The sequence below is a fragment of the Mesorhizobium sp. M7A.F.Ca.MR.362.00.0.0 genome, from assembly GCF_004023175.1.
In the GTDB taxonomy this organism is placed as follows: Bacteria; Pseudomonadota; Alphaproteobacteria; order Rhizobiales; family Rhizobiaceae; genus Mesorhizobium.
Map to the genome: position 1 here is coordinate 1 of NZ_RZTF01000069.1, position 300 is coordinate 300.

Here is a 300-nt window from a genome sequence, read left to right on the forward strand (position 1 = left end):
GACCCGGACATCGGCCTCGCCGAGATGCACGCCGAGCGTATCGAGCAGGTTGTAAAGCAATGTGTCGACTGGTGCCGTTACGGTTTTCAAAAGCGTCGTCACAGCTGGCTTCACGGTGCCGAGCAACGCCGTTATGTCAAGCCCGAGGATACCAAGCGCATTGACGGAAAGCGACAACTTGTCGACCAGTGACGTTGTCAGCGTCTGGGTAATGTCCCGTGTTGGCGTCGTCTTGATGGTTTTGGCGGCGATCTCGGTTTTGTTGAAGACCAGGTTGGTCGGGCTGACGTTGGTGATGTC

At 56.7% G+C, this 300-nt stretch carries 1 pseudogene; it reads right to left on the reverse strand.

From position 1 onward, the window contains the following. Window positions 1-300, reverse strand: a pseudogene (locus EOC06_RS42295) (hypothetical protein); the annotation flags it as partial.